At 55.0% G+C, this 25,786-nt stretch carries 21 protein-coding genes and 5 pseudogenes; 9 read left to right on the forward strand and 17 right to left on the reverse strand.

Annotated elements, in window-relative coordinates:
- The first annotated feature begins 202 nt into the window (after positions 1 to 202).
- Positions 203 to 1,164: pseudogene (locus REH34_RS00930) on the forward strand (tyrosine-type recombinase/integrase).
- 150 nt (positions 1,165 to 1,314) lie between these two features.
- Here the strand turns inward: REH34_RS00930 and REH34_RS00935 are convergent.
- Positions 1,315 to 1,590 (reverse strand): hypothetical protein, encoded by a 276-nt coding sequence (locus REH34_RS00935; protein WP_311970421.1) that lies wholly within the window; start codon positions 1,588 to 1,590, stop codon positions 1,315 to 1,317.
- Between the two features lie 349 nt (positions 1,591 to 1,939).
- Between REH34_RS00935 and REH34_RS00940 the strand changes: the two are divergent.
- A pseudogene (locus tag REH34_RS00940) lies at positions 1,940 to 2,098 on the forward strand (transposase); the annotation flags it as partial.
- A 97-nt stretch (positions 2,099 to 2,195) separates the two neighbouring features.
- Here REH34_RS00940 and REH34_RS00945 read toward each other — a convergent pair.
- A complete protein-coding gene (locus REH34_RS00945) occupies positions 2,196 to 3,191 on the reverse strand; it encodes an alpha/beta hydrolase (protein WP_311970422.1) in 996 nt (331 codons plus the stop codon).
- A 240-nt stretch (positions 3,192 to 3,431) separates the two neighbouring features.
- On the opposite strand from REH34_RS00945, the pseudogene REH34_RS00950 reads away from it, so the two are divergent.
- Positions 3,432 to 3,980 (forward strand): annotated as a pseudogene (locus REH34_RS00950) (tyrosine-type recombinase/integrase); the annotation flags it as partial.
- A 42-nt stretch (positions 3,981 to 4,022) separates the two neighbouring features.
- Here REH34_RS00950 and REH34_RS00955 read toward each other — a convergent pair.
- Positions 4,023 to 4,868 (reverse strand): DUF3800 domain-containing protein, encoded by an 846-nt coding sequence (locus REH34_RS00955; protein WP_236470862.1) that lies wholly within the window; start codon positions 4,866 to 4,868, stop codon positions 4,023 to 4,025.
- 680 nt (positions 4,869 to 5,548) lie between these two features.
- On the opposite strand from REH34_RS00955, the gene REH34_RS00960 reads away from it, so the two are divergent.
- Entirely contained in the window at positions 5,549 to 5,758 is a 210-nt protein-coding gene (locus REH34_RS00960; protein ID WP_236470861.1) for a hypothetical protein, read from the forward strand.
- Between the two features lie 132 nt (positions 5,759 to 5,890).
- On the opposite strand, the gene REH34_RS00965 is transcribed toward REH34_RS00960, so the two are convergent.
- Positions 5,891 to 6,262: a GNAT family N-acetyltransferase gene (locus tag REH34_RS00965; RefSeq protein WP_409373218.1), complete on the reverse strand. Its 372-nt coding sequence runs from the start codon at positions 6,260 to 6,262 to the stop codon at positions 5,891 to 5,893.
- A gap of 83 nt (positions 6,263 to 6,345) precedes the next feature.
- On the opposite strand from REH34_RS00965, the gene REH34_RS00970 reads away from it, so the two are divergent.
- Both REH34_RS00970 and REH34_RS00975 read left to right on the forward strand, forming a co-directional pair.
- A protein-coding gene (locus REH34_RS00970; RefSeq protein WP_311970423.1) for an IS3 family transposase occupies positions 6,346 to 7,898 on the forward strand; the annotation gives its coding sequence in 2 pieces (ribosomal slippage) (positions 6,346 to 6,808 and positions 6,808 to 7,898; 1,554 coding nt in all).
- A 265-nt stretch (positions 7,899 to 8,163) separates the two neighbouring features.
- Positions 8,164 to 9,317: pseudogene (locus tag REH34_RS00975) on the forward strand (IS3 family transposase).
- Positions 9,318 to 9,375: 58 nt separating this feature from the next.
- Here the strand turns inward: REH34_RS00975 and REH34_RS00980 are convergent.
- The 10 genes and pseudogenes from REH34_RS00980 to REH34_RS01015 form a co-directional block, all read right to left on the reverse strand.
- Positions 9,376 to 9,951, reverse strand: a complete 576-nt coding sequence (locus tag REH34_RS00980) for a DedA family protein (protein WP_236470859.1) — start codon at positions 9,949 to 9,951, stop codon at positions 9,376 to 9,378.
- 103 nt (positions 9,952 to 10,054) lie between these two features.
- Positions 10,055 to 10,468, reverse strand: coding sequence for a hypothetical protein (locus REH34_RS00985; protein WP_236470858.1), 414 nt, complete (start codon positions 10,466 to 10,468; stop codon positions 10,055 to 10,057).
- A 6-nt stretch (positions 10,469 to 10,474) separates the two neighbouring features.
- Complete coding sequence (locus REH34_RS00990; protein WP_236470857.1) at positions 10,475 to 10,726, reverse strand: hypothetical protein; 252 nt, start codon at positions 10,724 to 10,726, stop codon at positions 10,475 to 10,477.
- A gap of 15 nt (positions 10,727 to 10,741) precedes the next feature.
- Positions 10,742 to 10,900, reverse strand: a complete 159-nt coding sequence (locus REH34_RS29995; protein ID WP_409373219.1) for a hypothetical protein — start codon at positions 10,898 to 10,900, stop codon at positions 10,742 to 10,744.
- A gap of 186 nt (positions 10,901 to 11,086) precedes the next feature.
- The gene (locus tag REH34_RS00995; RefSeq protein ID WP_311970424.1) at positions 11,087 to 12,670 is read right to left on the reverse strand and encodes an EAL domain-containing protein; all 1,584 of its coding nucleotides are present in this window, start codon (positions 12,668 to 12,670) and stop codon (positions 11,087 to 11,089) included.
- Between the two features lie 140 nt (positions 12,671 to 12,810).
- A complete protein-coding gene (locus REH34_RS30000; RefSeq protein ID WP_409373364.1) occupies positions 12,811 to 13,371 on the reverse strand; it encodes a methyl-accepting chemotaxis protein in 561 nt (186 codons plus the stop codon).
- Positions 13,351 to 14,127, reverse strand: a pseudogene (locus REH34_RS30005) (PAS domain-containing protein); the annotation flags it as partial. The gene REH34_RS30000 and the pseudogene REH34_RS30005, both read right to left, overlap by 21 nt.
- Positions 14,128 to 14,493: 366 nt before the next feature.
- A complete protein-coding gene (locus tag REH34_RS01005) occupies positions 14,494 to 15,471 on the reverse strand; it encodes a tripartite tricarboxylate transporter substrate-binding protein (RefSeq protein WP_311970426.1) in 978 nt (325 codons plus the stop codon).
- 111 nt (positions 15,472 to 15,582) lie between these two features.
- Positions 15,583 to 16,008, reverse strand: a complete 426-nt coding sequence (locus tag REH34_RS01010) for a response regulator (RefSeq protein ID WP_311970427.1) — start codon at positions 16,006 to 16,008, stop codon at positions 15,583 to 15,585.
- Complete coding sequence (locus REH34_RS01015; RefSeq protein WP_311970428.1) at positions 16,008 to 18,134, reverse strand: ATP-binding protein; 2,127 nt, start codon at positions 18,132 to 18,134, stop codon at positions 16,008 to 16,010. The genes REH34_RS01010 and REH34_RS01015 overlap by 1 nt, the downstream gene beginning before the upstream one ends.
- 303 nt (positions 18,135 to 18,437) lie before the next feature.
- Between REH34_RS01015 and REH34_RS01020 the strand changes: the two genes are divergently transcribed.
- Entirely contained in the window at positions 18,438 to 19,280 is an 843-nt protein-coding gene (locus tag REH34_RS01020) for a sensor histidine kinase (protein ID WP_311970429.1), read from the forward strand.
- Between the two features lie 257 nt (positions 19,281 to 19,537).
- Here REH34_RS01020 and REH34_RS01025 read toward each other — a convergent pair whose 3' ends face one another.
- Positions 19,538 to 19,735, reverse strand: a complete 198-nt coding sequence (locus REH34_RS01025; RefSeq protein ID WP_311970430.1) for a hypothetical protein — start codon at positions 19,733 to 19,735, stop codon at positions 19,538 to 19,540.
- Between the two features lie 99 nt (positions 19,736 to 19,834).
- Here REH34_RS01025 and REH34_RS01030 point away from each other — a divergent pair, with 99 nt between their 5' ends.
- Complete coding sequence (locus tag REH34_RS01030; RefSeq protein ID WP_311970431.1) at positions 19,835 to 19,972, forward strand: hypothetical protein; 138 nt, start codon at positions 19,835 to 19,837, stop codon at positions 19,970 to 19,972.
- A 342-nt stretch (positions 19,973 to 20,314) separates the two neighbouring features.
- On the opposite strand, the gene REH34_RS30010 is transcribed toward REH34_RS01030, so the two are convergent.
- Positions 20,315 to 20,896 (reverse strand): chemotaxis protein CheB, encoded by a 582-nt coding sequence (locus REH34_RS30010; RefSeq protein WP_409373220.1) that lies wholly within the window; start codon positions 20,894 to 20,896, stop codon positions 20,315 to 20,317.
- Positions 20,897 to 21,257: 361 nt separating this feature from the next.
- Between REH34_RS30010 and REH34_RS01035 the strand changes: the two genes are divergently transcribed.
- Positions 21,258 to 23,501, forward strand: coding sequence for an EAL domain-containing protein (locus REH34_RS01035; protein ID WP_311970432.1), 2,244 nt, complete (start codon positions 21,258 to 21,260; stop codon positions 23,499 to 23,501).
- 44 nt (positions 23,502 to 23,545) lie between these two features.
- Here the strand turns inward: REH34_RS01035 and REH34_RS01040 are convergent, their stop codons facing one another.
- On the reverse strand, positions 23,546 to 25,645 hold the full coding sequence (locus REH34_RS01040) for an EAL domain-containing protein (protein ID WP_311970433.1): 2,100 nt from the start codon (positions 25,643 to 25,645) through the stop codon (positions 23,546 to 23,548).
- Between the last annotated feature and the right edge of the window lie 141 nt (positions 25,646 to 25,786).

The following is a 25,786-nucleotide window of genomic DNA, read 5'->3' on the forward strand; positions in this document are numbered from 1 at the left end:
CTTCCCTTGTAAGAGACCGTGTGGCGTCGGCTGTATTCTTCAAAACAGCCGGGCTCGACTGATTTCGGATAATTGTTGATCGAATAGGTTATCACCAATTATTGCGACTTTTCCGGGATTGCACACGATGACGGACAATAGCGTCGCTTCAGTGACTTAAATGGCGATGCGTGATCGCCGATGATCCGATTGAGGGCTATACATGCAGGAAGTGACGAAAGCCGATAACCACGACCAACGCAGGCTCACGGCAGTCGAATTTCAGAATTTGGCTCGGGTGCCAGCCGCAGTCGAGTGGTTTGCCAACCTGGACAACCCGCGCACTCGTCGTGCCTATCAAAATGACCTGGAAGACTTTTGTCGATTCGTCGGTCTGGCCTCGGCGGACGAGTTTCGCGTAGTCACCCGATCGCACGTGTTGGCCTGGCGCGCCGATTTGGAAAAACGCGGCCTGGCCGGTGCCACCATCCGACGCAAACTGGCGGCATTGGCCAGCCTCTTCGATCACCTCCTGGAAAACAACGCGGTCGCCGGCGGCAACCCCGTGCACGGCGTCAAACGACCGAAGATCGAAAGCAACGAAGGCAAGACCCCTGCCCTGGGCGATTACCAGGCCAAGGCCCTGCTCGAGGCGCCGGATGAATCCACGCTCAAGGGTCTGCGCGATCGAGCCATTCTGGCCGTGCTGCTCTACCACGGCCTGCGCCGCGAAGAAGCGGCGCTGCTGCAGGTGAGCGACATCCAGGAGCGCCGCGGCATCCAGCACCTGAAGATCCACGGCAAGGGCGGCAAGATCCGCTACCTGCCCCTGCACCCGGTGGCGGCCGGGCGCATCCATCTGTACCTGGAGCGCTCGGGGCACCATCTGGACGACAAGAAGGTACCGATGTTCAAGCCGCTGCGCGGCCGATCGACCGGTGCCGGCGTTTCGGCCAACGGCATCTATACCGTGGTCGAGGCCTACGCCAGGAAGCGGGGATTCAGGTGGCTGGGCTGGGCGTGCACGGGCTCAGGGCGACGGCCGCGACCAATGCCCTGGAGCACGAAGCAGACATCGCCAAGGTCCAGGCCTGGCTGGGTCATGCCAACATCAGCACCACCAAGATCTACGATCGGCGGCAGAACCGGCCGGAGGACTCACCGACCTACAAAGTGAAATATTAATAGAGGCCATTGGAACACACGCTACTTTCCACCCGCGCTTGGGCCGCGTTGTATTGGGCAGCCCAATCGAGTAGCGTGCCGATGGCACCTATCATGTCCATCGCGCGCGACACGGCCTCTGGGTTGCTAACGTGAGCGATATCCTCGCGATCAGTTTTTCTCTGGCGCTTTGATATACTCAGGCACAGCTGACGAAGGCGCCTGATGGCGATCTTCAGTAGCTCGGGCCTCATGAGCCTCAGCATAGTCCCTATCTGCTTGAGCCTTCTCATCGGCGGCTTCCCCGGGCTTACCCTCAACCTGTTTCTGCTCGGACGCTTGTTGATGCTTGTTGGCATCTTGCGTATGGTCTTCAGACGTCTTGTCACAGCCGGTCAAGCCAAGCGTTACTACCAAGAGTGAAGGTAAGGGAAGTGTCTTGATCATGGAAAGATCCTTTAGGTTATCAATTAACCTAATGATCTACATGCCATAAACTTAGTTCAACATACCTTTCACCTGAGGAGTGAAGTACTCGTGCCAAATGGGCAGATCAGGCACGATGTGCCACCTCGCGGCCCATTCGCACACCGCACATCTAGGCTAAGGAGTCCCGGCCGAGTAGGTTGGTGCGCTGAACATGAGAATCACCTACTAATTGATCCGGCGATTAAGTTCTCTATTTGGCATCCGATGCAACAGTATATTTGCTAATAAAAGGAGCGGCCTTCAGGCTGGGGATGGAGGAAAAACGCTGCTCGGAGTGATGGTTCTGATGGCATTTCGCGCACACGTCTTCAGCCCCAGCCGCGCCGGTGAACATGCGCGAAACTTCCTAGGCTCGTGGAATGGCAAGTTTGTCTGTGATGATTTTGGTGGTTAGAAGGCCAGTTTTGTACTTGGCGTAACCGAGATCGGCTGCACGGCCCATGCGAGGCGCAAGTTCTTCGATATGAAACCAGAGGCGATTAATACGGTAGCTACGATTTGACCCAGCTGTAAGCCAAGGTACTGGCTGCTACGGTTTGACATCGCAGCAGCCAGAGGGCTGGTTAGAATGCTGCCTTCAGGCGAGCGCCGGCATAGGCTTGTGCTTCCTGAGCCTTTTCCACCACCGCAGCGGTGCCGAAAAACTCGTGGGTCACGCCGTCATACAGCTTGCGCTCCACGCTTACACCCTGGTTTCGCAACGCCTGCTCCAGTTGCGCACCGTCATCACGCAGCGGGTCGATCTCGGCGTTGATCAGAGTCACTGGCGGCAGACCGTGAAGGTTGGCGTGCACAAGATCCAAACGTGGATCCTTCACATCGGCAGAGCTTTTGGTCACATTGGCCGCGAACCAAAGCATCATGGGGCGATTGAGTGGCTTGGCGTCAGCGTACTTCAAGTACGACTCGGTGTTGGTCGTGGTCTGCCCCACTGGGTACACAGCAATCACACTCTTGGGCGAGGTCAGACCCTGATCGCGTGCTGCCACAGCAGTGGCGAGCGCCAGATTGCCGCCGGCGCTTTCGCCGGCCAACGCTAGGCGTTTGGGGTCTCCGCCAATGCTAGCAGCGTTGGTAGTGAGCCAGCGGTAGGCAGCAACAGCGTCTAAATGGGCTGCCGGGAATTTATATTCAGGCGCGCGACGGTAGTCCACTGACACCACGATAGCATTGGCCTGCTTGGCCAGGCCGCGGGCGCCACCGTCATACACGGTGCGGTCCGCGATAACCCAACCGCCGCCGTGGAAATACAGCACTACCGGGAATGGTCCGTTACCAACAGGGGTATAGACGGTTGCTGGCAAGTTCCCTGCAGCACCGGCTACGGTGATCTCATGGGTTGCCACGCCCGGGACCAGTGCTGTGGGGCTGCTGTCACGCTTCTGGTCGGCCAGTACCCGCTTTACGCCATCAGCCACAGTAGGCTGTTTACGGGCTTCGTCCGGCGTGGTTTTTTCAATGGCTTTAGGATCGAACGCCGCCTGGGCGTTAAGCACTTTCTGCATGTCGCTGTCAGTGCGGAACAAGCTTTTGGTCGAGCTGACAGCTAATTCCGACAAGGTAGGTTTTTCCGGATCGCGAGCGCAACCGGCCAAGGTTGCCAAGCTGACGGCGGTTACTGCAGCAACCAGGGCACAACGTATTGGATGGGACGAACGCATGGTGAATCCTCGATGAGTGCAGTTATGGCCACGAAAGTGGCGGCGGGCGCTGCAGAAGACGCGCCTATGCTTTGTCCGAGGAAGACAAGTAGTGTTCAAGACAGACAGCGTTTATACGGATCAGCGGTAGGGAGCTAAATGGGCAATTACCAGGCCAAGGCCCTGCTCGAGGCGCCGGATGAATCCACGCTGAAGGGATTGCGCGATCGAGCCATTCTGGCCGTGCTGCTCTACCACGGCCTGCGCCGCGAAGAAGCGGCGCTGCTGCAGGTGAGCGACATCCAGCACCTGAAGATCCATGGCAAGGGCGGCAAGATCCGCTACCTGCCCCTGCACCCGGTGGCGGCCGGGCGCATCCATCTGTACCTGGAGCGCTCGGGGCACCATCTGGACGACAAGAAGGTACCGATGTACAGACCGCTGCGCGGCCGATCGACCGGTGCCGGTGTTTCGGCCAACGGCATCTATACCGTGGTCGAGGCCTACGCCAGGAAGGCGGGGATTCAGGTGGCTGGACTCGGTGTGCATGGGCTCAGGGCCACGGCCGCGACCAATGCCCTGGAGCACGAGGCGGACATCGCCAAGGTCCAGGCCTGGCTGGGCCATGCCAACATCAGCACGACCAAGATCTATGATCGGCGCCAGAATAGGCCGGAGGACTCACCGACCTACAAAGTGAAATATTAAGTGTCTTGTAAAGCAGAAAGCGGTATCGCTGCCAGAGCCGCCTTACTGCTGCTTCCCCGCTAGCTCACCAGGAGCATCGGGCATCATCTCACCAGCGTCTTCTGCGGGGATTTCAGCGGTTTTCTGATGTTCCAGGCCACTGCACGGCATGGAAACACCAGCTATGCGCTCCGCAAAATATTTATCGAAGGGTTGCCAATCCTGAAATTCGTCAGGCGACACCTCTAACGCGCATAGTCGCCCGATCAAACCACAAATCCAGTCGGCACATTGGAGCGTTTGAAACAGGTAGCTTTCTCCTTGGAGCGGCGGCTCTATCATAGTTCTGCACTTTTCTGATGCATCCTCGAACATAGCCAGTGTGCAAGCTTCTACGTTCTTTTCCCTCCACTCATTCCCTGCTTTTTGCTCGTCCAGTACCAGAATAAAAGTGGAATCGTGCCGAGCGCAAAAACGATCAATTTTGCGTACCGACTGCAGTAACTGACGCTTGAACGTCTCTGTCGAGTCGTGCGCTGCGGGATCGGTCGTTTTGTGTTCCCCGGTATAGAACAGGTGCCCACCTATACGCTGAATGTGCTTTAACAGCCGAAATGTCGACTGTCTAAGCTGTCGATACTGGGTGACATTACGGAGCGAGTACAGCTGGGAACCCTTCTTTTCCCACTGATACGCCGGGAGATTCCTGGGATTGTCATTCACCAGATCCCAAGCTAGAAGCTGGCATTTCAATTTGTAGAAGTAGATCGCGAATTCACGCACCTGATCAGCGGGCAGGAGCATGCCGCCAAGGCCAAATACAGGGCTTGTTTTATAATTTGGATGGTTGCGAGAGACGTACTGGCCAACGTGCCCGAATTCGTCCAGGTACGCGACGTAGTGCGTCATAGTGACCGGATTCCTTGCCCTGGAAACACGAAAGCCCGCAGAGATTTCTCTCAAGCGGGCCTCGGAAGGTAGGCACGAAGGTTACCCCTCATGCGTTGGCATAATCATTATTCAAAGCTGCCCCCCGTGTCAACCGTTTCTGCTACGTCATGTCCTATGTCGCGACCTATGGCACCGCCAGAACACGGCTGTTGGGTCTCAGGGCACGCTTGGCTAGACCGCCCAGGCCCTGCTTTCTGAGACCCGTCCGGCACAAAAGAGGCCGCCACATTGTTAACAATGTGGCGGCTGTTTAACGTAATGCCCGTTTATCAGAGGTGTGGCCCTTAGAAATCCTCCAGCGCGTCCAAGCCCGTGAGTCGCGAGCCTGCATCCGCTGATTACGCTCGACCCTTTCTTGCCGATACTTGGCATCCCAGCCATAGCAGAAAAATGCCCGTAGCTCGGAGCGCACGGGGCCGCGCCATTCGTGGGCATTCAACTCGACGCACAGGCGTTCCCAAGCCTGCTCGCGGTCGATATTATCAGGGTGCTCCGACTGCAGCATGGCGGGGGGGGTTATCGCCTAGTCCAGTGAGTGGGATCCACTCCATAACCGTCCATCGGCGGACAACCCGCTCTTCTTCGATTAGCCCCAGTGAAGCCTACACTCCTCATATGAGCGATCAGGAAGACACACCATGCCTATCATGAGCACGATCCGAAAACTGTTGGAAATTGCCGCAGCCGATCAAGCTATCGTCCTCGATGAGGACAAAGCATTCTGGATGCATCGATTGATAGATGCCGGGTACCTAGTAGCTGATTCATCGCCCAGTCAGCCACTCGCGTATTTGCGCACGCACCTCACCGCTAAAGGTACGACATTCCTCGCGTGGCTCAATGACTAGGCTGCAGGAGAGCTACTGGCTTGCCGAATCAACGAGAGTGCCTTCTAGGTCGAAGATCAAAATTTTCATAGCTTTCCTTTGAAGGTTAGCGGATGGCAAACATGCGCTAACTGGAATGGCCTAGTTTGCCTATTAATCGTGTAGGACACGCCACAATGTTTCTCGCGTTGTGGCATCCAGCGTAACCCGCTGGCGATCCATAACCTGTTTCAATCCCTCGCCTATATATGCACCCGGCATCGTAAGGAAGCCGTGCTTGCGGAACCAGGGGCCATTCCAAGGAGGCTCACGAAAAGTTGTCAAGCTCACCGCTTGAACCCCAAGGCTTTCAGCATGCTCTATGGCTGCCGAAAGCAGTTTTGCCCCAATCCCTGAAGCACTTGGACGAACGGAAATATTGTCTAAATACAAAAGCCCGTCCAGCGGTCGCATTGCCGCGAAGCCAATTATTTTATGGCTATTGCTATCGAGCGCCACCACGACACGACAGGCCTCAAATCTCACAGGGGCCAACCCCCCGGTGTCAGGGTAGTTGTCGTGTCCCCTGCTTTTTAAAAAAGCATTCCGGGGGCGGCAAGAGTATCGTCATGCCTTTCTACTCAGAAGAACGCAAAGCTGCACTGCTGAAAATGATGTTGCCACCTTTGAGCCTATCGGCGTCGGAGGTTGCGCGCCGCGAAGGTTGCAGCGATATGTCTCTCCATAATTGGCGCAAGCAAGCTGCTTCCAAAGGAACGCAATTGTCCGACACCAAGCAACCCTCCGAGAGTTGGTCAGCTGAATCCAAGATGGCGATCATCATGGAAACAGCCGCCCTGTCGGAACTGGAAATGGGTGAATACTGCCGACGTAAAGGCATTTACCCTGAGCAGATCACCGACTGGCGCAATGCGTTTATTGCCAGCAGCACGAAGCGGTCAACTGCTAAAAACGTGAGTTCCGGGCAGTCACGGGATGATAAGAATCGTATCCGTGAGCTTGAGCGCGAACTGCGCCGCAAGGATGCCGCATTGGCTGAGACAGCGGCATTGCTAGTGCTGCGAAAAAAGCTCAACGCCTACTGGGGAAGCGACGACGAGGGCACCTGACCTTGTTGCCAGAACGGCATTTACTCGTTGGTTGGCTCAATGAAGCCATCAGTGCGGGCGCCCGCAGGGCGCCTGCTTGTCTGGAAGTTGGCATTTCGCTTCGCACGCTACAACGCTGGAGTTTGCCCGAAGAAATGCTTGCCGATGGACGTACCACGACAGTCAGGCCGACGCCCATAAACGCACTTAGTGAGTTTGAGCGTCAGGCTATCCTGGCGCTGTGCAACAGTAAGTCATACGCGCATCTGCCTCCGAGCCAGATCGTGCCACAGCTGGCTGATGAGGGCCGTTACATAGCGTCTGAAGCGACTTTTTATCGTGTGTTGCATGCCGCAGGTCAGCAGCATCATCGCTCGCGCGCCAAGCGCCCGCATCGTCATGAGGCACCTACCACCTATGCGGCGAAAGCCGCTAATCAGGTGTGGTCGTGGGACATCACCTACCTGCCGTCACCGGTTCGAGGGAAGTTTTACTACCTCTATTTGATCGAGGATATCTACAGCCGCAAGGCTGTGGGTTGGGAAGTTTACGAAGCAGAAAGTGGTGAAAAGGCTGCTGCGTTACTGCAACGAAGCGTGACTCAGGAGAAGTGCTGGCACCAGCCGCTGGTACTTCACTCGGATAACGGTGCGCCGATGAAATCGGTGACGCTGCTGACCAAGATGTACGACCTGGGTATCACGCCCTCTCGTGGCCGACCGCGTGTCAGTAACGACAACCCTTACTCGGAGTCACTGTTCAGGACGCTGAAATACTGCCCGCAGTGGCCGCAAGATGGATTTAGCAGTCTGGATGATGCGCGTATCTGGGTGCGGGATTTTATGGTCTGGTACAACACCGCGCATCGCCATAGCCAAATCCGCTTCGTGACACCGGCCCAACGTCACGAGGGGAAAGACCGGGAGATCCTGGCTCGGCGCGACGCGGTCTATGAGCAGGCTAAAGAAAAAAGACCGGAACGATGGACGGGCGAAACACGCAACTGGAACCCGATAGGGACAGTGTATCTGAATCCTGAAAGGGAGCTGACTGTGGTGGTTAAGGTCGCGTAGCAAGACGGTGGACGCGACAACTACCTTGAAAAACGCCGCAACGCAGGTGCTTCAGCGATATGGGCTAGAGATGGAAATGTCCTGTAACGCAGCCGAGCCTCAGCCGAGATACGGCATAAATCCGGCACATCTTCGGCACAACTCAGCCGAAAATAGTAGTTATGCATTCCTTCCTATCCTTCAGGGTCACTGGATACCCCGTGTAGTGGTCTAATGAAACCGGACACCCATTTAGGCGAGAATGCTCGCCACAGAGAAGTGTCTGATGACCATGCAACGTCGTACCTTTACCCCTGAGTTTAAGCGCGAGGCTGCGTGCCTGGTGCTCGACCAAGGCTACAGCCATACCGAGGCAGCCCGTTCGCTTGGGCTGGTTGAGTCGGCCTTGCGTCGCTGGGTGAACCAGCTCCAGCAAGAACGTGGCGGCGTCACGCCGACCAGCAAGGCGTTAACACCTGAACAGCAAAAAATCCAAGAATTGGAAGCCCGAATCAATCGTCTGGAACGGGAAAAGTCGATCCTAAAAAGGCTACCGCGCTCTTGATGGCCGAGGAACACGAGCGCTCGCGTTAGTCGATCAGCTTCGTTCCGAGGAGCCCGTTGATCTGTTGTGCTCGGTATTTGAAGTCACCCGATCTTGCTACTACGCATACTGTCGAAAACGCCGATCCCCTGATACCGACCGGGTGATTTTGCGCAGCCGCGTGAACGAACTGTTTACCCAAAGCCGAAGCGCTGCGGGCAGTCGAAGCATCATGCTGATGATGAAAGAGGACGGCATGCAAATCGGGCGATTCAAGGTGCGTAAGTTGATGCGCGAGCTGAACTTGATCAGCAAACAGCCGGGCTCCCATGCCTACAAAAAGGCTACTGTTGAGCGGCCTGATATCCCGAACGTGCTTGATCGAGGGTTCAGCGTGGCATCCCCCGACAAGGTCTGGTGCGGTGACATTACGTACGTTTGGGCCGAAGGTCTATGGCACTATCCAGCGGCCGTAATCGATCTCTATGCGCGCCGGGTTGTAGGCTGGGCGTTCTGAGCCAAACCCGACGCTGACCTGGTGATCAAGGCATTGGATATGGCCTATGAGCAGCGTGGTCGGCTCAGAATGTGCTGTTTCACAGCGATCAGGGCAGCCAATACGGCAGCCGGGGTTTCCGCAGAGACTATGGCGATACCGCTTCACACAGAGCATGAGTCGGCGCGGCAACTGCCATGATACCGATGGAGCGGCTATTTCGCAGCCTGAAAACTGAATGGATACCGACGGTGGGCTACATGAACGCCGCGTTGGCTAAACAAGATATCGGTCGTTTCCTGATGGAACGGTGCAACTGGCGGCGACCGCATCAGTTCAACGAAGGCTAGCGCCTGCCGTTGCCGAGGAAAAACTTAACGCAGTGTCCGGGATCAGTTGATCCACTACATGAATTGTCGTTATCGGATTAGTACTCGAATTTTCGGTCTGCGTCAGCGCTACGATCTCTTGGCTCGGCTCCTTAGATACCGCACCAGTACCGCAAAGATGACCAATGCTATAACCGTGGCGAAGATTGGCAGGCGATAAGGTTTTAGGTCGCCAAGGATATGCTGTAATGCTTCGCCAGCCCAGTAGCCAGCGCTAACGAAGAGGCTGGCCCATATCGCAGCCCCCAGCACATTGATCAGTGCAAAACGCAACGGCGCGAGACCGCTTGCACCTATCACCATAGGCCCCACCAGGCGCATTCCGTAGAGAAAACGCACGGCGAATACGGATGTCGTGGGGTAACGGTGGATAAGCCCCTCGACTCGTTCGATGGCAGACTGGTGACGCTTTAGCTTGGGCAGCAAGCGCTCCCCGTAATAACGTCCGGTCCAGAATAGCAACTGATCACCGAGTACACCGCCCAAGGTGGCCCAGCCGATCACATGCAGCAATTGCAGCGAGCCCTGGTGCGCAGCCATACCGCTCAGGATTAGAACGGTTTCGCCTTCCAACAGGCAGCCCAGCAAGATTACCCAGTAGCCGTAAACGGCAATCAGCGCGTTGAGGTCGATGTGTTCAAACATTGGTATTCTTAAGTCCGATGGAGACGCTGGACGCCCTATGACACGTCTTAGGCTCAACGTTTGAGGGCTGGGCTTGGCGTACCAGGCAGGATTTTCCTACACGTTAGGTGTCGGTGAGCCCAGCCTTGAAAAGTAACGCCCGGAGGACTGAGCGCTCTTCACGATAAGTCCAGGCCTTAGGCTCATGAATGGCAAAATGGCGCGATGACTCTTCCCAAGAGGCATACCATTCATCTCTGGAAGCAATGAAGACTGCCGGTCTACCATGAAATTGGTCGCCGGTAATGTCAATGACGACCCCATTCAATTCAAGCCACGCATGTGAAGCTCCATCCCGATCCCCACCTACATATTCAACCATCAGCCCAAGCTGGGTATTGAGATAATCACCGAGTAATTCCGAGACCACGCCGCAACAGGCCTGTGGAAAGTTCAGCATGTGCGGGGGCAGTTTTCCCTGTGCTTTTAGTGCTTCCAGGGAAGCGCGGAAGGCATGGGCAACGGTAAAAACATTCATGAGTTCCTACTGGTTAGCCAAGTCAGCAGCTACCCAACACTTCGCACCGTTGTATTCATCACCGCCTTCAGCGATGAAAATATGACCAGCTTCGTTCACGGCAAATACACCGGGGCTCTCGTGACTGGCGTCACGCAATGAATCCTTCCAACCGTACACCGCGCCTTGCCAGATCAACACTACTCCGCCACGGTGATCCTGGTGTGCATTTCGCCACTTGGCGGCAGTTGCGCGCAGCGCTTCACTAAGAATCGTCATGGCTGAATTTTCCTGTTATTCAAATAGTGCCTGGACACGTGCAAGCACATCATCAATTACTACCGCGGGAACCCACTCAACGCGCTTAGCGCCACAGGCCTCAAGGTCAACAGTGCGTATCTGATTATACAGTACGAAACCCTGTGTCTCGGTGCCTGAGCCACTTAATGGCACGCGAATCGTGCTCGATCTGGAGAGAGTCAGGCCGGGGCCTGCTGACAAGGATATCAGCAGGCCCTACCTGATGTTCACGGAAAATGATTGTCAGTAACCGTAAAAAGCCCGCCGGAGTGGGCTTGTCTGTGGGAGCGATTGAACGTAACACCCGATCTACGCATCCATGCATAACTGGCCTGAAGTTCAAGGGTCAGATGAGGGAAGTAAAACTCTGTCGCGCGTAGGAACGTCGCCAGCCGCCTGAGGTTTCCCGTAGAGATAGCCTTGGGCATAGTGACATCCGCTCTGTGCGAGCCATCCCGGCAAATGGGGCAGGTGAAATTCTTCAATGCCTTCCGCAGTTACCTTCATCTTGAGGCTTCGCGCCATTCCCAAGATTGCCTCGACCATAGGCAAATGCTCGAGGTTGTTGGCTTCGAAGAACGATCGGTCAATCTTGATCTTGTCGATGGACAGCCGCGTCAAATGATACAAACCCGAGTAGCCGATCCCGAAGTCATCCAAGGCGACAACAATCCCATAGGCGTGAAGCTTGCTCAGGTTTCGCTGCGCGGCTTCGAGATTTCCCACAAGGGCCTCTTCGGTGATCTCCACCTCGAAACGGTCGAATGGATACCTTTCCTCTCGCAGTTGATCAAGAAGACGATCAGGGAACAACTCGTCGGTAATCATGGCAGCGCTGACGTTGAGCGATAAATGCAATGTGTCATCCCACAGGCTTGCCGCTTGGCAGGCTTGCTTGACCAGCGACCGCGTCATATCCGGAATTAGCCCCAGCCGTTCGAGTATCGGTATAAAATCTGCCGGCATCCCCGTGGTGCCATCAGCCTTGATCCAGCGGGCTAGAATCTCGTAGCCCACCACCGTCTGCGACGGGAGGGCCACGATCGGCTGATAGAAGGGAACGATTTCCTCTCTGTCCACTGCCCTTCTGAGTGCAAGCTCAAGATCTTGCTGAGCTAATCTCTCTTGTTCGTACTCACTGTCGTAGAAGTTGAAGGTAGAGCGACCGCTATTTTTACCTCGATACATGGCAGTATCTGCGTATTGCAGCAACACCGAGGGGTCCTGTGAATCGACCCAGGAGCGAGCAACGCCTATGGTCGCTCCCAGCCGAGCCGACATCGGGAGCTCGGGCATTGGCCCGCTCAAGAACGCGATCGTCTTATGCGCTATCCGACTCAGCTCGCTGTGCCCTTTTTGTTCCAGGAACAGTAAACAAAACTCGTCCCCGCCCAGCCGGACGGCGGTTCCCTCATACTGATCGGCAATATCCTGCAGTCTTCGAGCGGCCTCGATCAGCGTTTCGTCGCCGACTGAATGCCCATGCTCGTCGTTGACGGCCTTGAAATGGTCAAGATCAATAAGCAGGACCGCCGCGGGTTCTTGCTGAGCGAGCTGCTTGCGCAATGTATCCATGAAAACGCGGCGATTGGTTAACCCGCTGAGCGGATCGAAGTTAGCCAGTTGTTCAGTTTGGTGCTGGAGTCGCAACAAGCGATGGTAGATTTTTTGGGTGTTGGAGACCATCCGCTTGAGCACGATACTCGGCACAATCATTGCGATAAGCGAAAAGCTCGATGAGGTCAGGATAAACCGCAAGCGCTCGCCATCTTCAAAATCCCCGTCGTAGGGCAGTCCGAGCCAGTACATGACGTAGGCTTCGAGCTCGAACTCCCAAAAGGTCGCAAGTCCGACGACAGTCAGCAAGGTGGACAGCAGCAAAAGAGGTAATCGAACGGTACTACGGCGCAGCAAGTTAGTCATGGTAGGCCTCGCAGGGCCAGCGCGGAAGCGAAATATCAAAAGGCCATCATATCCCGCGTATTCATACCGCTGTTAGCCATTGAAATCTATTTAATCGATAGCTAGCTTCAATACAGGAGGGTGCCGACACGTGGTAAACCTCAATGGGTCGCCTGTCCCGAAAACTGTTCCACTGCGGCCACCACACCGTTAGCACCCTGTTGGATATCCTTGATCACTTCATCCGCATCGCTGGCCAGCCCCAAGGCTGCCCCAGCCTGCTGCCTGCTTTTGTAGATCATGCTCACGGCGCTAGAAGCCAGGAGCTGGTTCTTTTTTACCACCTCAACAATCTCCGCCGTCGCCTGCGTGGTTCTAAATGCGAGCTGCCGGACCTCATCGGCCACCACCGCAAATCCTCGACCTTGGTCGCCGGCACGCGCTGCTTCAATCGCGGCATTCAAGGCCAGCAGGTTGGTCTGGTCAGCAATGCCGCCAATGGTCTTGACGATCGCCCCGATCTCCTGACTCTGGGCGTCCAAGGCCTCGATACCGTGCGCAGCCTCCTCCATCAGTGTCGACAATGCGCTGAGCGTAGTAACTGTGCCCTGAATGACCTCTCGACCTTGTTCAGCGCTGGTATTGGTCCGAATGGACGTGTCATGCGCCAGGCCGGCGGCTTCGGAGACTGCTCGTTCACGGTGGACTTGATCGGTGACCACAGTGGCAAACTTGACGATCTTCGACAGCTTGCCATTGGCGTCCACGATAGGGTTGTAGGAAGCCTCCAGCCATATCTCCCGGCCGTATTTGTCTACTCGACAAAATCGACCCGCGATAAACGAGCCGGTGCGTAAGGTCTGCCAAAACTCCTCATACTGGGCGGACTGGGCGTCAGAGGGCAGGCAGAACATTCGATGATGTTGACCCTCGATTTGGGCCTGGGTGTAACCCATGCTTTCCAGAAAGTTCTCGTTGGCCGTCAACACTATTCCGCCAAGAGTGAACTCGATCATGGCAGTGGAACGCATCAGCGCCCCTACCAGCGCTTCGTTTTCACGGGAGGTCTCGATGGTTCGAGTCAGCACGCTTGAATACAGCACTATGCGTTCAAGAGGACCGTCATCGCGGCTGAACGGGATGACCATCGCTCGCAGCCAAACGTGAGAACCGAGACGACTGCTCAGGCGCAGCGTTCCGCTGTAGTGCGAGCCTTTGGCTATGGCGTCAAGGGCGCGGCGTTGATGGACATCACTGCTCAGTTCATGAGGACTCAGCTCACGCAAAGGACGGCCCACCAGTTCCGCGTGTGTGAAGCCCAGCTCCTTTTCGAACATCGCATTGGCTTGCACAATGACACCGACGGCATCGAGAGTCACTGCCACAGTTTCCTGGTCGAGCGTGGCCTTGACGTGTTCCAAAGCCGCAAGTCGTTTCTCAAGTTGCTGGATTTTATTCTTGAGGCGGGTATTGAACATGGCTGGCGCTCGCACGGGTGTGAAAAGCTATCGGCTGAGCATGACAATCCATGAGACCCAAGCGTTTGTGGAATGGAAGGAGGACTGGTTTCGGCGAGATGCAGAGAGGACTTGCTGTCGGCCAGATGTCAGAGCCCACCGCTAGGTGCGGTTCCGCGGACGCTTACCGATTATCGGTGAACCTAGCCTGTGCTGCTGCACCATCAGTGCAACCTCTTCGCCGTCGGGCAAGCCGGGCAACGTATTTTCCTACAGTTCATGCGTGAGGTCATGTCAAGTGCTGCGCTCAGCCCGGGCAGCGAAACTGTGAGGACCATCGGTCTATTAGATAGGCCAATGTCTAATCCTAATCGCACCATCTCCTTATCAGCTCAACCTGGCAAGACGATAATCCTTGACGAGTTGTGAATACTGGGCGACCTGGCGAAGCATCAGCTCATGGATCTGCGGTGGCTTGGATGTGTCACGTTCCATGAGTAGCGTCCCCAGTTTCTTGGCATAGATACTTCCCTCCGTGAGGGCCGAAAGCTTGGTAGCTTGTACCGATACCACGTCGGCAGGTGTATTGGAGGGGGCGAACCATCCATACCAGCCATTGAGATTCAAAGCCGGAAAACCGCTCTCCTGAAACGTCGCTACAGTTGGCAAATTGTCCAACCGGCGAGGATTGGTGATTGAGACCGCACGTACACCCTGTTGCGCCAGGATGGGGACGTTTCCGTTGACGGCGAATCCAGCACTGATGGTTCGATTCGCCAGATCGTTGAAAAGTGACTTTGCTGATCCATACCCTATCGGCCTTACGGCCACACTACTTTCTCTTTCCAACATCAAACAGAGGAGGTGAGCCTGCGAGCCGTGCAGGGTAAAGCCAACCTCGCGTAGATCGGGGTTCTGGGCAACCCATTCGAGGTAACCATGAACACTGTCAACCTCGAGCGGAACGGCGGCCCCCAAGACAAGGGAATACCCATACGTGCCCAAGATCGTCAGAGGAGTAAAATCCGTGGTGGGATTATAAGAAAGCGATTTGTAGGTGCTTGGGAAAAGTACCATCGAAGAGGATTGCGCTTGTAACAGCGTAGCTCCGTCAGGCACCGAACTTTTGACGGCTTCGACTGCGGCCCGGCTGTTGCGCGCATCGTTGACTACTAGGGAATAGTCGAGACTGTAATCGGTACGCAACTGCTCGATTGTCAGCTGCGCAAGCCTCGTGCCGATAGCTCCGGAAGCTGCGCCGAAAACCAAAGTTCCCGCCTGGGGAATGGCTGCTTGGACAGGTGCTCTTGCCATCATGGCAAGTCCAGCCAACCCAAGCCCAGCGACCACGGTTCTCCGGAACATATCCTTTCTTTCCTAGAATTGTGCTACTGATGACTATAGCTCAGCCGTGCTGACGTGCAGCTTTGTCATTGACCCTATTCTCTTTGGTATGGTGAATTAGGCAACGCCTCTCTATAAGGCCTCCGAACCAGCATTAAGGCTCTGGTTGAGCATTTGCCTAGCGGTCTGAATCATTTGTTCCAAACTCCAAGGCTTTTGCAAGAATGCAATTCCCTGAGGGAGATCAAGGCTCACCTCTGCTCCATAGCCCGTGGTCACGATGACTGGCGTGTCCGGCCAACGCTGATGCACCATCAGAGCTAGCTCCTTGCCATCAAGCTGACCAGGCAACGTGAAATCAGTGATTAGTAATGCACAGGGAGTTTTGGATTGCAGAAGGTATATCAGGGCTTCGTCAGCGGTGAAAAAGGCGGTGCAGTCAGCACCAAGGTCAGTAAAAATTTCCACGATCAACCGATGCATCAAATCATCGTCTTCGACAATAACCACGCTACCGCTCATGGTCTCTTCGTTCGATGAAGCTGAAAATATGGGCATTACGTTCCTTGCCTTGTCGCGCGGAGCACCTGTTGAAGCACGCTCGATAGCTGCTCAACGGAATAGGGTTTATGCACAAGCTCAAGACCCGAGGCGCCATTCTGCGCAAGCGCGTGACTGTATCCGGTAGCCAGCACCACCGGCAAATCTGAGTACAAGCGTTGAATTTCTTGCCTTAACTCGATACCGCTCATGCCTGGCATGACCACGTCAGAAAATACGATATCAAATCGGAGAGCATCCTTTGCCAATTCGGCAAGTGCTTCCTGAGCGTTGTGAGCCAGGAAGGGGACATAGCCGAGGTCAGAGAGCGATTGAACCGTGAAGGTACCCACATCGATATTGTCTTCTACCACTAACACGCCGGTCCCATGCCCGTTAATGGGCGCAACAGCATCAAGAGCGGTTGGGGTTTCGGCGGGCTGGACTACGCGGGGCAGATAGAGAGTGAATGTGCTGCCTTGGCCGATCGTGCTTGTCACTACGATTTCGCCGCCCGACTGTTTCGCAAAACCGAAGACTTGGGAGAGCCCAAGCCCGGTCCCTTTGCCTACGCCCTTGGTGGTGTAGAACGGCTCAAAAATTTGCTCCAGATTTTCTGGAGGGATACCGCAGCCGGTGTCACTAATCGAAACAGCAACGTAATCGCCGGCAATAGCAGGATGCGTTCGCACGGCAGGCAATTGCTCTGCTGCGTAAACTCGCAACGTGAGGCGCCCTTGGCCGTGCATGGCATCCCGAGCATTGAGGGCCATATTCACCAACGCGGTATCGAACTGATTGGGGTCGGCACGAATGAAATTGCTCTGCTCGGGGAGATCGAGCGCGATCTCAATCTGAGGTCCCACCAGTGTTCCTATCATGCCGGCCCACGAGCGCACGCTACCACAGGCGAAAAATACCTCGGGTTTTAGCGCCTGCCTCCTCGCAAAAGCGAGGAGCTGTCCCGTTACGTTGGCTGCACGCTCTACAGTATCCGAGATGGCAGAAATATATCGAGAACGCCGCTCATTTGAAAGATCAGGCTTTTTGAGTAACTCCGCAGACGATTTGATCACCGTCAGCAGATTATTGAAGTCGTGGGCTACGCCTCCTGTGAGTTGACCAATCGCTTCGAGTTTCTGAGATTGCCGTAAGGCTTCCTCTGCTTTGGCCAATGCTTGCGCGGCGTCGTGCTCAGCCGTGAAATCACGTCCCACTGCATTTATTTGCTGGTCATCCGGCTGGGTCGACCACGAAATCCATCGGTAGCTGCCGTCTTTGTGGCGGTAGCGGTTATCGAACCGAGCGTAAGCATGCCCGGTGGCCGACAGGCTGACTGCCTTTAAGGTATGTTCCAAGTCATCAGGGTGAATCAGTTCAAAAATTGTCTGACCAATCAACTCATCCGCCTGCCAACCTAACAGATCAGTCCACGCAGGGTTCACAGCGGTGATCAATCCCTCAAACGTACACCGAATCATGATATCGGAAGACAGTAACCAGAGCCTGTTTCGATCCTCGGTGCGCCGAGTTACCTCTGCTTCGAGCCGAGCATTCAGCTCCTTCAGCTGTGAAACTGCTTGAACGCGAGCCACCTCTGCTTTATCTCTTTCGCGATCGGCTAGGACCTGTTGAGTCATTTCGGTAGCCAGCAGGAGGACGCCGGCAAACCCGCCGCTCTCCCCTTGTATAGGTGAGAAGCTGTAGGTCCACACGGTCTCCTCATCCTGACCATGCCGATTCATGATCATGGACAAGTTCTCGATGGCAAACCCTTTACCCGTTCTAAGCACTTCGGCAACTTGAGGACCAAGAACAGGACCGATGTCGGTTAGGACCTCGGGCATAGGCCGTCCGAAAGCCAAAGGATGCCGGTCCCCCAAGGCAAGACCATAGGCATCGTTGTACAGAAGCCACTGCTGTTCTCCCCAATACAGAGAAGCGATGCCTTTGGCATTCAACACCAGCGACAATGCTGTGCGCAGAGAGGCGGGCCAGCTGTTGTAATCGCCCAAAGGGGTTGGCGACCAATCTGTCTCTCGCACCAGGTCGCCCATGTGGCCGCCACCGATCATGGGCGCAACGCCCGTACTCAACTCTCCCCTGGAGGGGAAAACGAACTCATCAGAAGAAGGCGTGAGCATTCGGCGTAATCCAGAAAAGTAGGGAAGGCTCTATGATCCAGCGCTGCGCAAAACTGCGCCCAAGGTATAGCGGGTGCGCCTGACGTACAGGGTAACCAAATATCGCCTATGGGACCTCCCGGGAGCGCTACAGTTCTAGCAGAAAGCTATGTGTCCATCATTTACGGCTTTAGACTGATGACCGTACAATCAACACCATATTCGTTGTTTGTTAGCTTCACTGCTACTGCTCGGACAGATCTGGACAGCCATGACAACGGCTCTCGGTCAAAACGAAGTGAACCCACGTCATAGAGGTCATTGATGTTCGCTGATCAGTTTGATGGTGCACCGGTCCCCTCAGAACACGGCGCAGCCAACGCCGAAGAGTTGGCCTACCGACTCCATCAACAGCAACTGACGGCAGATTTTGGGCTGCTCGCGATAGAAGGCCGATTCACCGACAAGGACCTGGCATTTATGCAGGCCTTTGCCAACCTGTTGGGCGTCGCGTTGGAACGTCAGCGCTTTGAAGACGCACTACGGGATAATGAAGAACAATTGCGGCAGGCCCTGGAGCATCAGCACGTGTTGACGCAAGAGGTGAGCCATCGGGTCAAAAACAGCTTGGCGATTGTGGCAGGGCTGCTGCGCGTTCAGAGCAACGGCTCATCGTCTGGCGAGGTGCGACAAGCACTGCGCGATGCAGAAACACGGGTACTGACCATTGCGCAACTGCATGATCGGTTATGGCAAACGGGTGAAGTGCGGAGTGTGAATCTTGAGGATTTCCTGGAGGAGCTCTGCGAAAAATTTAGCAGCTCGGCGGCAACGAGCGTCCTGACGTGCGAAGCCCCTCCTGTGATGATCCCTACGGATGACGCGATTCCTTTGGGGCTGCTGGTGAACGAGCTGGTCACCAATGCGATGAAATACGCATTTCCACAAAATCCAGGCGATGTGAGTATTAGCATCAAGCCCAGCGGCGACCGTCTACGACTTGAAGTGCGCGATCATGGCCCAGGACTGCCTGGGGATTGGCAGCAACGAAAACCCGCTAGCCTAGGCATGAAGCTGATCTCTCGCCTGAGCCGACAGCTGGGAGGCGAACCCCAATGGCAGAATGCACTCCCTGGCTCGCGTTTCATTCTGGAATTTTCTGCATAACACTTCAACTAGGTTTTCCAGTTCGGCGTGCGCTCTTTAATGCAAAAATTTCGGGGGGCAAGTACCTGCATATTCACGGCCATGGCGGGAAGCGGCCAATCGGTGGCCGCCTGTTCTGCCTACCCGTGCACGCTGCTCGTGTATCTTACAGCTAGGTAAATCAAGCGCTTGTTCCGCAGCTATGAGACTGTGGCTCAGAGCTGCTAAGTGCACTAACCTTTCTAATTGTGATTGCTCCATTCCACTGCACGGGCGGATCATGCGGGATGCTCTGCTAATACAGTGCGAAGCCTTGTTACCACTTGCAGAAGTGCGAGAGCCTGACGCCCAACCTTGTATGCGAACTCGCCGCTTTTGGCAGAATTAAGTGTTTCCACGGCCTCAAGTAAATTGATGATTTCGGCATCCAGGGCCTGCACCGGTCTAAATACCTTGTGATGAACCGAATGACCCATGGTGAATTTTCCATACTAGAGTGGACGACAGCTTGGCCGTCATCTATACGTTAAATGCGGCAGCGTGCCACCATCGGCAGACCTACTGAGAGACTCATCATGGCTAACAGTGAAAAAACGAGCAAAGGGGTTGCGTCGAAGGCAAGCGAGCAACTGAAGGACAAAAAATCTTTCCCTGACGAAAAATCTGTTGCTGGTTCAGCACTGACTCAGACCCCGGACAAAAAGAAAAAGTAAATTTTCCTGCTAGGGCGTTGAGCCCTAGCGTCCTACAGGTAAGCTAGGTCTGCTGTACCTATGCTCAAGGCTTCCTGCTCAGCCCGCCGCTGCTGGCCAAGGATGTGAAGGCGCTTCTTGACAAGCAGCCATAACGGGCATCCCTCTACCTCGACTAGCAGCTTAATCGATGAATCTCACTAAATGAATGAGTCCCGGTTGGGTGGCTGCTTGGAGAGGATGGGTACCTACTACCAACGGCAGATGACTGCATTCCTGCAGCCCATGAGTGGTCCAGCATTTCAACACCGTTTTACATAACTGCTGCTATATGTAGGCTCAGATACGGCTACCTACGACTGCTTACCCATCGGGACGGACAAGCCGGACTATAGCAGCAGCCAACTCTGAACCGCTTCCAATCACGGAAACGGGCCCATCAAAAGCAATAGCATTCTCAGGCATTCCGTGGCCCAACCATGATGAGGGTCGTAACGCCATTGTTTGCCCTCCAGCGTGATGGATAGCAGATAAGCCGCGAGACCCATCGTCCAGCGAGCCTGAGAGCACGACACCAATCGTCTTGTTTCCTCCACAGTCGGCGACTGATTGAAATAGCAGGTCGATTGTGCGATTTCCGTAGAGACGAGCCGGATCAGCGGTTAGAAGAGCAAAGGTGTGTTCGAGCAGAGTGAGATGGATACTTGGCTCCCCAATGTAGGCAGTCCCGGGAACTAAAAGCTCACCATGGCCGGCAACCGCCACCGCCATCTGAGAACGTTTAGAAAGTACCTCTGCCAGCTTGCTCGCCAGATCCCAAGGCCGATGCAGCACGATCAAGACTACAGCGTCGAGGTCGCGAGGGAGGACAGAAAGGAGATCACAGATATCCTCGAGCCCAGCTCCACCTGAAGCCCCAATTGCAATGATCCATCCACTATCCATGAGCTTCTATCATCTTGGGTGACTATGCCTACAGCTTAGCCGTTATCCAACGACACAATGTCAGGAGACCGGTACCCAGCGTCTGCACTCAATGAAATCGACCAATATAGGCGGCGGCTGGGTCCATAACTTGCTCTTGATTCACGCTTGGCTATCTTTGATAGATGCATTTACCAACGTCACCGTGAGGGTTATGAGCTTGGTACCCATCGATCGTCGCCTTCCTGTTGTCGGCACGACGCTTGCCAGACAACAATACCTGACTACACCGTTGCGCTAGTGGCTCGATATCTAGCGATATCGTAGTGCGCCAGGGCTGTCATCGGATTCACCCATTGATACCCTGATGCAGGAATTGCGTATGGCTGTTAAGAATCCCCTTGGATTAAGAGCGCAAAAAGTTCTAGCCAATTTCGTGAACGCTGCTTCCCACCTGACCGGCTGCGTAGGCGCCATCCTGATCATGCGCGAGAGCGTAAGTTGGAGCGTCGTCTCAGCCTGCGGAGTAGCGCCGGCCCTAAGCATCGATGACGCCACCGATGGCTGGTTGAAGAGAGTGCTGTCCTATGGCGATGTAGTCGATATTGGCGAAGCCATGCCCTATGACTCCGCACTCCCCATTGGTATTCAGCCAATGATCAGCGATTTCTTGGTCTGCACCGCCATCAGGGATGCTGCAGCTGGCTTGGCGGGCGTGGTCCTGATGATGATCCCACTGCCGCATAAACAACTCACCGCCGCCCAGATCAATAGCCTGGAGTCCTACTCAACCGATCTGTACCGCGGCCTCCAACAAAAACAGGTTAACCCCGTGGCCGGTTTGGCGGCCATAGAGCGCTTGCGGTTACTGGAATCTGTGGTAGTGAATGCCAAGGACGCCATTCTGATTACCGAGGCCGACCCCATCGATCTGCCGGGGCCGCGCATTGTTTATTGCAATCCGGCATTCCTGGCAAATACGGGGTTTTCCATGGAAGAGATCATAGGCCAGACCCCACGGATATTGCAATGTGAGGAGACCAATCGCGAGACGCTCCAGCAACTGCGAGAAGCACTGAAACGATGGAAACCCATCGAAGTCGAGCTGATCAACGCACGACGCGATGGGACTCGCTTCTGGGTACAGATGAGTATCGTACCGGTGGCAGATGAGAATGGCTGGTTCACTCATTATGTTTCCGTGCAACGCGACATCACTGAACGCAAGGATGCCGAACACGCATTGCGCCAAGCGCAGCTAGACCGTGAGGAACGTCTGACGCTTGAGTCACGCCTGGTGGAGCGTGAGCGAATTCAGGTGGAGTTGTCCTACGTTGCGTTTCATGACGAACTCACCAGCCTCAAGAACCGAGCATACTTCATAGGGCACATCCAGGCAGCATTCAACGAACAGGGCCTGCGTAATCCTGGCGCAGCCACAGTGTTGTATCTGGATCTGGATCGTTTCAAATACGTCAATGACGGCATGGGCCATCATGCCGGCGACCTGTTGCTCAAGCGAGTAGCCGAACGCCTGAATGAATGCGTGGATCCTGATGCGCTGATTGCGCGAATCGGCGGCGACGAGTTCGCGATACTGCTCACCGGCGCTGGCCATCAAGAACACGCCATCGAGACCGCGAGGCGAGTTACCCAGGCGCTGAGCTTCCCCATTCAGATCGATGACCAGCCGCTCTTCACTTCCTGCAGTATCGGCATCGTCACCTCGGATGCTCGACACAGCACAGCCGAAGACTTGATTCGCGATGCGGACGTGGCGATGTATGCGGCCAAGAAAAAAGGCCGCGGCCGCTGGGCAGTCTTCGACCTCTCCATGCGTCAGGCCTCGATCAACATGTTGGGGATGCAGAATGCGCTCAAGCATGCAATCTCACGCAATGAGTTCTATCTGGTTTACCAACCGATCTTTTCTATCACAACTGAAACGATTGTCGGCGTCGAAGCCTTGATCAGGTGGCACCACCCGACCTTGGGAAATATCTCGCCTGACGTTTTCATCAGCGTGGCCGAGGATATTGGCGTTATTTACGACCTTGGGTGCTGGGTAATGCGCAGTGCTTGTCGGGAGATCAACAAATGGAGCAACAGCACCGTGCAGAGCGCTATCAAACTCAACGTCAATGTGTCAGGGGCCGAACTCAACCGCAAGAACTTCGCCACTCAAGTCGCCGATATTCTTGTCGAGACCGGGTTTGATGCGCGCGCTCTGCAGATCGAGATTACCGAGTCGGTATTCCTGCATGAGCCGGAGATTGTCGCCCAGACCTTGGAAGAACTTCGCGCCCAGGGTATTCGCATCGCTCTGGACGACTTCGGTACCGGCTATAGCTCTTTGGGCTATATCGATCGCTACCCTATCGATGTCATCAAGATTGATCGCTCATTTGTCTCACGCATGATGAGCCATGAACGCAGCATCGCCATCGTCAAGAGTATTCTGTCTCTGGGTCAGGCATTGAATCTGGCGATCGTGGCGGAGGGCATAGAGACGCAAAGCCAGCTGCTACAGCTCAAAGCACTCGGTTGTCCCTATGCTCAGGGCTTCCTGCTCAGCCTGCCGCTCCGGGCCAAGGATGTGAAGATGCAGCTTGAAAACAAGCCATAACGGACACCTTCCTACTCCCACGTATGACTGGATTCTGCAGCACATTATGGGGCCTGCAACACTGGTATCAATACACTGCCAACACTCAGTAGGGCTGTCACCTGCGCTTCACTCAAGGGTTGGCTGAGCAGGTAGCCCTGCCCTTGCTGACAGCCATTGCGTTGCAAAAAAACCAATTCCTGGGAGTCCTCGATGCCTTCGGCCACGACGCAGTGCTGCAGGCTCTTACCCATGGCAAGTATGGCAGCAACCACCGCCGAATTATCTGCTCGCGAATTCACATGCCGGATAAACGACTGGTCGATCTTCAAAACATCGAATGGCAGCTGGGTCAGGTAGGCCAAACTGGAATAACCTGTCCCGAAATCGTCCAGTGCAAGACTCAGACCGGCCGCCTTCAGGCGCAACATCACCTGCTGATTGTGTGGCAGATCGGTCATCAGCACACTTTCGGTCAACTCAAGCTGCAAGGACTGCGGTGAGATGCCCTCCTCTTCGATAATCGCCAGTATCGTTTCCACATAACGGCTCTGCGTCAGTTCGGTGGTCGATACATTAATAGCGACACATACAGCATCCAGACCTTGCTGATTCCATCGCTTGATTTGCTGACATGCCGCGCGCACGACCCATTCACCCATCGGAATGATCAACTTGCTGTCTTCGGCGATATCGATAAACCGGGATGGAGCAATCATGCCCTCGCGAGGATGAAACCATCGTATTAAGGCTTCGACACCGGTGATGCGGCCAGTGCTCAAATCCACCTTCGGTTGGTAGTGCAAAATGAACTGTCCCAGGTTGATGGCTCTGCGCAGATCCGCTTCGATAAGTTGGCGTTCCACCGCCTTGGCATTCATAGCAGGCAGGAAGAACTGATAACGATTGCGGCCCTTCATTTTTGCATCATAAAGCGCGGTATCAGCATGTTTGATCAGGTCTTCGACATTGGCGGCGTCGGAGGGGAAGAAGCTGATACCGATACTTGCGGAGATATAAAGCATGCTGTCATTCAGCCGATGTCCCGCACTAATAGCCTTCAGAATCTTCTTGGCAATAGGTTCAACATCATCATCGACCTGCAACGCGGGCAGCAGCACCACGAACTCGTCTCCTCCTTGGCGACTCACGGTATCTGAGGCGCGGACACTTACGGTCAAGGCGTCGGCCACGGAGACTAAAAGCTGGTCGCCTAGGGCATGACCGAGAGAATCATTGATATGTTTGAAATTATCCAGGTCAATGTACATCACCCCCAAGCGCTGGTGATCGCGCCGTGCGGCGCGCACCGCCTGCTCCAGCCGATCTTGGAACAACACTCGATTGGGCAACTGGGTGAGATAGTCGTGTTCGGCTAGGTAGGTCATTTTGACCTTCATGGCGCGCTCCACCGAAACGTCGTGAAACACCACGACTGCCCCGGTTAAATTACCGCGGTAATCAATGATCGGGGCTACGGAATCTTCAATATCCACTCGACTGCCGTCACGCTTAACCAACACCGCGCCTGCACTTAAACCTGTTGAGGATCGCGTTTGTAGGGCCATTTGCACAGGATGTGGCTCAGTCCCGAGCGAATCATCGATGTCAATGGACATCACTTGGGCGATTGATTGTCCTTTTGCCTGGGATAGGGTCCAACCAGTCAGCGTTTCGGCCGCAGGATTCATGAAGTCGACATTGCCGTTGGTGTCGGCGCCAATCACGCCGTCACTGATGGCATTAAGTGTGACCTCGGCGCGCACCGCACGGATTTCCATTTGCCTGTGCAAGCGAAAACGCAGGATCAGATCGCGAACCATCTGCACACCCGCAATCCGATCTTCTGGATCAGCTGAGCTGAAACCCTGGGCACCGCAGGCGATGAAGGCCTCGGCGTCGCGACGCTGCGCCGCAGTACCACTCATCAATATCGGCGTGGTTGAGACCATGGCGTAAAATTCGACGAATTTCGCCAAGTCCCTAAACCGTCTGCCGGCCATGCTGACAATAATGAGATCGGCCGAGTACTTTCTCAAATGACGCACCAACGATGCAGCAGTCTTGAAAAACTTTATCAACCAGTCTTCGCTGGTGGCTGCAAATTGTTCGAGGAATGTGGCGGTTTCGCCGGCTCTACACAGGATAACCACTGGAATGGCCATGCATCCTTGCTCCGAAAGATTTCAAGGGAGCATGAAATCAAAATGCCTGTGCGGCCTCGGTCAAAATATGGGGGTGACGCACATTCAAGCAACGTCTCACTTCCGCCACTGAATAGATATACAGGGTCGGACCGCCGGTAC

Origin of the sequence: Pseudomonas baltica (assembly GCF_031880315.1) — a bacterium.
GTDB lineage: Bacteria > Pseudomonadota > Gammaproteobacteria > Pseudomonadales > Pseudomonadaceae > Aquipseudomonas.

What these genes read in the sequence shown, in the direction of transcription:
- REH34_RS00935 (WP_311970421.1), bottom strand. Translation starts at nt 1,590, where the DNA reads ATGATCAAGACACTTCCCTTACCTTCACTCTTGGTAGTAACGCTTGGC.
- REH34_RS00955 (WP_236470862.1), bottom strand. Translation starts at nt 4,868, where the DNA reads ATGACGCACTACGTCGCGTACCTGGACGAATTCGGGCACGTTGGCCAG.
- REH34_RS00960 (WP_236470861.1), top strand. Translation starts at nt 5,549, where the DNA reads ATGCCTATCATGAGCACGATCCGAAAACTGTTGGAAATTGCCGCAGCC.
- REH34_RS00980 (WP_236470859.1), bottom strand. Translation starts at nt 9,951, where the DNA reads ATGTTTGAACACATCGACCTCAACGCGCTGATTGCCGTTTACGGCTAC.
- REH34_RS00985 (WP_236470858.1), bottom strand. Translation starts at nt 10,468, where the DNA reads ATGAATGTTTTTACCGTTGCCCATGCCTTCCGCGCTTCCCTGGAAGCA.
- REH34_RS00990 (WP_236470857.1), bottom strand. Translation starts at nt 10,726, where the DNA reads ATGACGATTCTTAGTGAAGCGCTGCGCGCAACTGCCGCCAAGTGGCGA.
- REH34_RS00995 (WP_311970424.1), bottom strand. Translation starts at nt 12,670, where the DNA reads ATGACTAACTTGCTGCGCCGTAGTACCGTTCGATTACCTCTTTTGCTG.
- REH34_RS01005 (WP_311970426.1), bottom strand. Translation starts at nt 15,471, where the DNA reads ATGTTCCGGAGAACCGTGGTCGCTGGGCTTGGGTTGGCTGGACTTGCC.
- REH34_RS01010 (WP_311970427.1), bottom strand. Translation starts at nt 16,008, where the DNA reads ATGCCCATATTTTCAGCTTCATCGAACGAAGAGACCATGAGCGGTAGC.
- REH34_RS01015 (WP_311970428.1), bottom strand. Translation starts at nt 18,134, where the DNA reads ATGCTCACGCCTTCTTCTGATGAGTTCGTTTTCCCCTCCAGGGGAGAG.
- REH34_RS01020 (WP_311970429.1), top strand. Translation starts at nt 18,438, where the DNA reads ATGTTCGCTGATCAGTTTGATGGTGCACCGGTCCCCTCAGAACACGGC.
- REH34_RS01025 (WP_311970430.1), bottom strand. Translation starts at nt 19,735, where the DNA reads ATGGGTCATTCGGTTCATCACAAGGTATTTAGACCGGTGCAGGCCCTG.
- REH34_RS01030 (WP_311970431.1), top strand. Translation starts at nt 19,835, where the DNA reads ATGGCTAACAGTGAAAAAACGAGCAAAGGGGTTGCGTCGAAGGCAAGC.
- REH34_RS30010 (WP_409373220.1), bottom strand. Translation starts at nt 20,896, where the DNA reads ATGGATAGTGGATGGATCATTGCAATTGGGGCTTCAGGTGGAGCTGGG.
- REH34_RS01035 (WP_311970432.1), top strand. Translation starts at nt 21,258, where the DNA reads ATGGCTGTTAAGAATCCCCTTGGATTAAGAGCGCAAAAAGTTCTAGCC.
- REH34_RS01040 (WP_311970433.1), bottom strand. Translation starts at nt 25,645, where the DNA reads ATGGCCATTCCAGTGGTTATCCTGTGTAGAGCCGGCGAAACCGCCACA.